This window comes from Rivularia sp. UHCC 0363, from assembly GCF_034931125.1.
GTDB lineage: Bacteria > Cyanobacteriota > Cyanobacteriia > Cyanobacteriales > Nostocaceae > Rivularia.
This window is the reverse complement of the sequence record NZ_JAYGHM010000021.1, coordinates 71,876-79,800: the sequence shown is the minus strand read 5'-3', so window position 1 is coordinate 79,800 and position 7,925 is coordinate 71,876. Positions and strand designations below refer to the sequence as shown.

7 protein-coding genes are annotated in these 7,925 nt (G+C 39.0%); 3 read left to right on the top strand and 4 right to left on the bottom strand.

The genetic code is table 11. The features are described from left to right. Positions 1-474: 474 nt before the first annotated feature. A complete protein-coding gene (locus tag VB797_RS14175; protein WP_323238329.1) occupies positions 475-2,325 on the top strand; it encodes a vWA domain-containing protein in 1,851 nt (616 codons plus the stop codon). A gap of 146 nt (positions 2,326-2,471) precedes the next feature. Here VB797_RS14175 and VB797_RS14170 read toward each other — a convergent pair whose 3' ends face one another. Both VB797_RS14170 and VB797_RS14165 read right to left on the bottom strand, forming a co-directional pair. After that, positions 2,472-3,161: a DUF6745 domain-containing protein gene (locus tag VB797_RS14170; RefSeq protein ID WP_323238328.1), complete on the bottom strand. Its 690-nt coding sequence runs from the start codon at positions 3,159-3,161 to the stop codon at positions 2,472-2,474. A gap of 8 nt (positions 3,162-3,169) precedes the next feature. Then, entirely contained in the window at positions 3,170-3,502 is a 333-nt protein-coding gene (locus tag VB797_RS14165; protein ID WP_323238327.1) for a hypothetical protein, read from the bottom strand. A 367-nt stretch (positions 3,503-3,869) separates the two neighbouring features. Between VB797_RS14165 and VB797_RS14160 the strand changes: the two genes are divergently transcribed. After that, on the top strand, positions 3,870-4,418 hold the full coding sequence (locus tag VB797_RS14160) for a manganese efflux pump MntP family protein (protein ID WP_323238326.1): 549 nt from the start codon (positions 3,870-3,872) through the stop codon (positions 4,416-4,418). A gap of 149 nt (positions 4,419-4,567) precedes the next feature. Here VB797_RS14160 and VB797_RS14155 read toward each other — a convergent pair whose 3' ends face one another. Both VB797_RS14155 and VB797_RS14150 read right to left on the bottom strand, forming a co-directional pair. After that, complete coding sequence (locus tag VB797_RS14155; protein WP_323238325.1) at positions 4,568-6,499, bottom strand: heavy metal translocating P-type ATPase; 1,932 nt, start codon at positions 6,497-6,499, stop codon at positions 4,568-4,570. Between the two features lie 112 nt (positions 6,500-6,611). Continuing rightward, the gene (locus VB797_RS14150; RefSeq protein ID WP_323238324.1) at positions 6,612-7,010 is read right to left on the bottom strand and encodes a metalloregulator ArsR/SmtB family transcription factor; all 399 of its coding nucleotides are present in this window, start codon (positions 7,008-7,010) and stop codon (positions 6,612-6,614) included. A 163-nt stretch (positions 7,011-7,173) separates the two neighbouring features. On the opposite strand from VB797_RS14150, the gene VB797_RS14145 reads away from it, so the two are divergent. After that, on the top strand, positions 7,174-7,851 hold the full coding sequence (locus VB797_RS14145) for a response regulator transcription factor (protein WP_323238323.1): 678 nt from the start codon (positions 7,174-7,176) through the stop codon (positions 7,849-7,851). Positions 7,852-7,925 lie beyond the last annotated feature (74 nt).

Genomic DNA, 7,925 nt, shown 5'->3' with positions numbered 1-7,925 from the left:
GCCTAGTCACACACCCTACAAGAAAAAATGTGCCAGTTGCGTAACTCCTAAAAGTATCTCTTTTTGAACAAAAATAATTTTTATAGATAGTTTTTTGATAAAATATTTAGATAATGCTTAATCAATTTATTTTGCCTTATTATATTATAAATTAAATCTTATAGCATAAATTCATTCAATGTAAAAATCATGTCATAACTATGGAAATTTTACTGTCAGACCCCCGTACTTTAATTGTTATATTTCCGATTATTTTAGGATGGGTATTGGTATATATATTACTTAAAGAAATAGATAAAGATATTTATTGAGTTGTAAATAATTTAAATATTAACAAATAATTTAGGTCTTACTGTTATGTAAGAGAACTTAGCACTTTTTACGTATAAACACTGATAAACGATAGATAGATTCTATGAAAACTTTGGGTACCCTAAATAGGAGATTTATTAATAGTTAAAATAAGTTACCGTCATGATAAACATAAGTTACGAATTTGACCCAGCTATCCTACCCGCAGGAAACTCACTAAACGTTAACCTGTTGCTGCGCTTTCGTGCTACTGAAGCATCTGAATCTCCCCGACGTAACCTCAATCTTTCCTTGGTAATTGACCGTTCGGGTTCTATGGCAGGTTCCCCCTTACATCATGCACTTAAAGCTGCTGAATCTGTAGTAGATCAACTCGAAAAAAATGATGTTCTTTCAGTAGTTGTTTACGACGATCGCGTGGATACCGTCATCGCACCCCAGCCCGTAAATGATAAGTCTGCATTAAAAAAAGCGATCGGCAGAGTTAGAGCCGGAGGTATTACTAATTTATCTGGTGGATGGCTCAAAGGTTGCGAATATGTCAAAAATCAACTCGATACCCAAAAAATTAACCGCGTTCTTCTCCTGACCGATGGTCATGCAAATATGGGTATTCAAGACCCCAAAATACTGACGACAACAGCAGGACAAAAGGCTGAAGAAGGTATCAATACAACTACATTAGGTTTTGGTCAAGGTTTTAATGAAGATTTATTAATTGGAATGGCAAGAGCTGCTAATGGCAACTTTTATTTTATTCAAAGTATTGACGAAGCAAGTGAAGTTTTTAGCATTGAGTTAGATAGTCTCAGAGCAGTTGTAGGTCAAAATCTTACAGTCACATTAGAGTTAGCTGATGGTGTAAATCTGGTTGATACCTTAAGTCTTGCTAAAGTCGATCGCAATAATAGCGGTCAAACTGTGATTAGCTTGGGGGAACTTTACGAAGGTGAAGACAAGCTTTTAGGCTTGAGTCTCGATATTGCTTCTGCTCCAATAGGTGACTTACCCATAATGAAGCTGCATTACACTGCTGATGTGGTGCAAAATGACGTGATTCAAAGCGTTTCAGGTACATTAGACGCGATCGCGAAAGTTGGTACGGTGGAGGAATCGGCTTTTGCTTCTTCAAGTGATGTCATGCTTGACTTGAGCCGCTTAACTATTGCTAAAGTCAAAGAAACTGCTCTCGATTTAGCAGAGCATGGTAAACATACCCAAGCCGAACAAGCTCTGCGATCGCTCGTCGAAAACTTGCGAAATAAAGGCTTAAACGAGAATTTTGAAATTGCTGAAGAGATAGACCAACTCGAATATTTTGCCCAGCAGATTGCTCAAAAAGCTTTAGGAAATGCCGGACGTAAAGAATTGCGAGACCAGACTTATCAAGCAATGACCCGCAACCGTAGCGATTTAGTTGGTCGTGGTGTAACTGCTGGTGCCGAAGTATACGCCATGCCCACAGTCACTGAAGCCGGTTCTGGTGTTGAACTATACTGCGTCCGCGAAGCAGGTAAACTGCGAGTAAAAGTCAAATCAGATGGTTATGATTCAACTAAAAATATTCAATTTCCCCGCTCAATTCGTGCTGAAGGAGCGAGCTATATTGTTGAAGGATTAGAACTTTCATCTAATGGTAGTTTCTACCGCATCCGTGGTAAAATAAACCGCTTTGCTAAACCCGGTGAAGCCGATAATTTTGTTGCTCCCACCAGATCGAAGTCAGTTAGTAATGGTAAAGCCTCCAAAGCACCTGATACCGCTGCTGACCTTCCGACCACCGACAGTGCAAATAATGGAGTTCTCGTTCAGTGCATTCAAGACGGTAAAAAGTTACGTGCTAGGGTGGTTTCTGATGGATATGAACCCGATTGGAATATGCGTTTTCCTCGCTCAGTTCGTGAAGAAGGAATGCTTTACGTTGTTGACGAAATAAAAACAGCCCCTGATGGCAAATCTTACATCGCTTGTGGTGAAATCAAGCGTTTTGTGCAACCTGTGACCACCAATTGATTTTGTAGAGACGTAGCACTGCTACGTCTCCAACAGTATGAAATCGTCAAAGCAATTTCTCTCGATCTCTTTCCTTTGCGCTCTCCGTGTCTAGTAAGGTTTTTTTTTATCAGTAATCTTTTGCCGGGAAAAGAGTAATTAATAAATCAAGCTTCAATCAAAGGATGATAATCATCCGGATTATTAAACCCAGCCACCCAAGCAGCTGCTTGATGACAACTCCGCATATAAGGAGGAACCCGCAATACATGAGTATGTCCTGTAGATGGACAAATCACCTTCAAAATCATCAGAGCTTCATCATCTTCAAAAGGAATGTAGACAAGTTGACGTTCTCCCCCCGCATCTTGATCGCGATCGCGTATCAATCCTCCTACTTGCTGCAAAAATGTCTCGTACCCCAAACGCTCAATTAGTACGCGACGCAATTCGATATTTTCTACATTCAGAATATCCTGTCCCGTGATAGAATCCGACTCAAAGGCAATACGGTCATTCACCCGCACACCCCGAAAGCGCAACACAAACCCATGTCCCGCTCCCAAACCCCTAATCCCGCTTTCAGCTAATTCAATCCAGTGGGTAACATGAAGACCTTGAGGAAGATTAGTTAAGTTCGCACAATCACTGATATCAAGAGTCTCACAGGTCAGGTTTTCCGGTAAATTGTAAAGCTGCGACGCACCGCTTAAATCTAAATGACCATTAACCCGCATACCATCCCAAGCACGATGTTCGAGGATCAGTTTTCGAGCGCGTTCGGGAGCTACGGGTTCGTTACTTTCACTCGCTAACTGCTTGACCGATCTTCTCGGTACGCGCCCATTTGACATCATAGTTCGCATTAATCTTCTACCTCCACATAAGCGTCGGGACGATATTCGCGTTGCTTCCAAACCCGGTAAACACCTTGAGGCAATTCGATCGCTCGATGCTCTTCATGAATTAATCTAGCAGCTTCTTTCACTTCCAAAAAAAGCTCGTTACCGCGTACCCATAGCTGGACGGCATCTTGTTGCTGAATACGATGGCTGTGTCCCGTGACTTCACCGCTCGCCAAAGTAACACCTGTACGTTTTTGGACTCCCGATGGTAAAATTGCGATCGCACTCAGCAGAACGTCGCCATGTCTGTAAATAGTACCCTGGGATTGAGAGTTTCTGCTGCTACTGTGCATATATAGTTAGATTTAAAACGATTATTTTAGCTTTTAAATATATTGTAGTACATATATATTTAAAAAAGAATAGGGAGCAGAGGGAGAACAGAATTTTGTGTCCAAGAAATCAGAACTTTGCTTGGGCAGACCTACTTGGTATTTTTTAATAATTAGGGCTGACTATATAAAAATTACTAATATATATTAAAAGCGATTATTATTCGTTCAGTTAAATTGCCGAAACATGATGCAGTTAAAAAATAACTAAGATGACACAAATATGAAAAATATGTGAATATAAAATGATAAAACTATGATAATCAATCATATTTAAAACAGGTTATAGTTAAATATCTAGTTGTTTATTTTTTATTTTTAATAAATTATGGAAACGGTTTTAATGGGATTAGGCTTGGCTGCTGATGCTTGTGCTGTTTCTCTTAGTAGTGGGATGGCGATTAAACATATTAAAATCAATAAAGCTTTAAAAATAGCCTTGTTTTTTGGTATTTTCCAAGGATTAATGCTTTTTAGTGGCTGGTTAATTGGACTTAGTTTTAGAGAAGTGCTGTCGCAAATAGACCATTGGATTGCTTTTGGTCTGTTGTCTTTTTTGGGTGGCAAACTCATTTATGAATCGATGCAGGTCGAAAAGGATAAAACTTTTAATCCTCTTGATTCTTACCATCTTTTAGGATTAGCTATTGCTACTAGTATTGATGCATTGGCTGTAGGTATTAGCTTATCGGTGTTAAAAACTTCAATTCTATCAGCAGCGGGTTTAGTCGGTTTAATTACATTTGGCATTTGCTTTATTTCGGTTTATGTTGGGCATAGTTTTGGTGATTTCTTTAAGAATAGAATTGAAGTAATTGGTGGTTTAGTCTTAATTTTGTTAGGAATTAAAATTCTATTTGAGCATCTGGGTCAATAGTTTTTCCCAACATTTCCTTTTTATAATCCAATAAATTACTCCCTTCCTGCGAGAAGATTACCAAGAAAAAAACCTTGCGCGGAGGAAAGAAGTAAAGAGAGATAAGTAATTTTACAGAGGTATAGGAGTAATCTAAATTTTTGAACTTTTTAATCTGCTCTCAAAACCCTACCTGCATTCAAAATTGCCAGCAGCGCTACACCAACATCTGCAAACACAGCTTCCCACAAGCTTGCTACACCAAAGATACCCAACACAATAAATAAACCCTTAATGATCATTGCCAAAATGATATTTTGCCAAACAATTTTATGAGTTTTTTTACTCACCTGAATTGCTTCAGCTACCTTAGAAAGACCATCTGTCATCAGCACCACATCGGCTGTCTCAATTGCTGCATCTGAACCCAAGGCTCCCATTGCTATACCTACATCAGCCCTCGCAATTACGGGTGCGTCGTTAATTCCGTCTCCAACAAATACAACTTTCTTGTTTCCAGATTGACGCAGGTACTTTTCGATTGCTTCAACTTTCTCTTCGGGTAATAACTCTGCAAAATAATAATCTATATGCAGTTGTTGAGCAATATTTTGAGCGATCGCCATATTATCTCCCGTCAGCATCACGATTTGCTTGACACCAATTTGTTTTAACTTGTGAATCGCTTCTACTGCATCATCTTTTAAGCGATCGGCAATAATAATTCTGCCTGCATAAACCCCATCCACCGCAACATGAACTACCGTACCCTCAGCCGAGCATACATCATGTGCAATATTCTCTCGATGCAGCAAACGGTCATTACCTGCGATCGCGATTTGATTACCAATTTTTCCTCGGACTCCATGTCCGGGAATTTCCTGATAATCTGTTATATCTGATGTATCAACATCACCGAATGCGGATACAATTGATTTCGCGATCGGATGGTTAGATTGAGATTCTAGTTTTGCCGCAATTGTCAGTAAATCTGTCTTACTAAAGCCGTTTTTAGGAACAATTTGATTTACCTGAAAAACCCCTTGAGTCAAAGTTCCAGTTTTATCAAATACAACGGTTTCAACGGCGGTAAGAGTATCGAGAAATGTCGATCCTTTAACTAGTATACCTCTTTTCGCAGCACCACCAACTCCGCCGAAATAACCCAAAGGAATACTTATAACTAATCCACAGGGGCAAGAAATTACCAGCAAAACCAAGGCACGATAAACCCACTGTGCGGAAGTTGCACCAGGTATAAATAATGGCGGTAATATAGCTACTGCTAAAGATAAGAAAACTACTACAGGGGTGTAATACTTAGCAAAGCGGGTAATAAATTTTTCCGTAGGAGCTTTTTTACTGCTGGCATTTTCTACTAAATGCAGAATTTTAGAAATTGAAGATTCTGCAAATAACTTGGTGACTTTTACGGTTAAAACTCCTGATTTATTTATTGTTCCTGCTAACACAGTTTTCCCGATTTCAACGGTTCGCGGTACGGATTCACCCGTTAAAGCAGAGGTGTCTATTTGAGATGTACCATCAATAATTTCACCGTCCAAAGGAATTTTCTCACCCGGTTTGACTACAATTACATCCCCAACTTGGACGCTTTCGGGGGAAACTTGTTTAACTTCACCATTAATTTTCAAATTAGCTGAGTCTGGACGTATTTCTAATAGCGATTTGATCGATCTGCGAGAGCGACTTACTGAAAAGTCCTGAAATAACTCCCCGACTTGGAAAAACAGCATCACCGCTACAGCTTCAGGAATTTGGTGAATCGCAATCGCTCCTAATGTGGCGATCGTCATCAAGAAGTTTTCGTCAAATATTTTACCACGCAAGATATTACGTCCGGCTGTAGTTAACACCCTCCAACCACTCACCAGATAAGCTGGGATGAAAACTAAATACTCACCGATAGAAAAAGGAGTGTTGTGCAAAGGTTCATAGAAAATTAATCCCAACACAAATAAAATCATCGACACCGCAACAGGGGTAATTTCGCGCTTCAGGCTGAATTCACCATGACTATGACCGTGATTATGCTCATCATGTTCATTATCCGAAGCACAACAACCAGAATGTGATGCCATTATTTATTACCTCAATATATATGAACTATTCTACAACTGAATAACTATTCATATATTATTGAAGATTAAGTTATTTGTTCAAGGTTTACCGAATAATTTTAATCAACTCCAGCTAAACTTGCGGTTCATCGATGTGGGTAGCGACTTCGTGGTAGATATTAATAACGTGATTATCCGCCAAACTATAATAAACATTGCGTCCTTCACGACGATATTTAACCAAACGCATAGTACGCAAAATTCTGAGTTGATGGGAAACTGCGGATTCACTCATCTTTACAGATGCGGCTAAATCGCAAACACATAACTCCTGTTTTGCTAAAGCCGAAAGTAGACGTAATCGGTGTGGATCTGCAAGGGTTCCAAAAAAATCAGCCATCCGCTGGGCTTTTTCTGTGGGTATAATTTCTGGCTGAACCTGACGGACGCTATCTAGGTGAACTTCACGAGAATCGCAGCTAGGTGAATCAAGATTTAATAAAGGCTGCTTCGATTTAGTTGGTTTAGGCATATCTACGACAAAAAAACTCTATTTTTCGCTATTTAGCGATTTAGAAAGAAATAGTGATACTGATAATCATTATAGCCAAGTTTGAACAAATGTTCATTCATCAGGTGTATTGGGGAGACTTGAATTATAGTTTAAAAGGTTTAGAAAATCTCAATAAAAATCAGTGAAGATTCTATTAGTAGAGGATGACGATCGCATTGCGGAAGCACTAGCAGAAGCGCTCAGGGATAAGAATTACGTTGTTGATGTTGCTTACGATGGTCAACAAGGGTGGGATTTTGCTGAAGCTTTTGCTTATGAATTAGTGGTGCTAGATTTGATGTTACCCAAGGTGGACGGTGTAACGCTGTGTCGTCAACTGCGGCAAAAAAGTTATTCTATGCCGATTTTGATGTTAACCGCAAAAGATACCAGTACTGATAAAGTTATTGGATTAGATGCGGGAGCCGATGATTATGTAGTAAAACCTTTTGATTTGCAAGAATTAATGGCTCGCATTCGTGCTTTACTTAGACGAGTAAATACAATATTGCCTCCTATATTAGAATGGGAAAATTTGCGTCTAAATCCTAATAATTGTGAGGTGACTTATCAGGAAAAAAATCTACACTTAACACCTACAGAATATCGAATTTTAGAATTATTTTTACGTCATAGTCATCGGACATTTAACCGCAACCAAATTTTGGAAGTGTTATGGTCTTTTGAAGAACCACCAGGAGAAGAAACGGTGAAAGTTCATATTAGAAGTTTGCGACAAAAGTTAAAATTAGCTGGAGCATCTGCTGATTTTATTGAAACAGTTTATGGGTTAGGATATCATTTGAAACAAAGTATTTAAGAGAATTGGGAATTGGGAATTGGGAATGGGGAATTGGGAATGGGGAATTGGTAATGGGAAGTTTAGTAAAAATT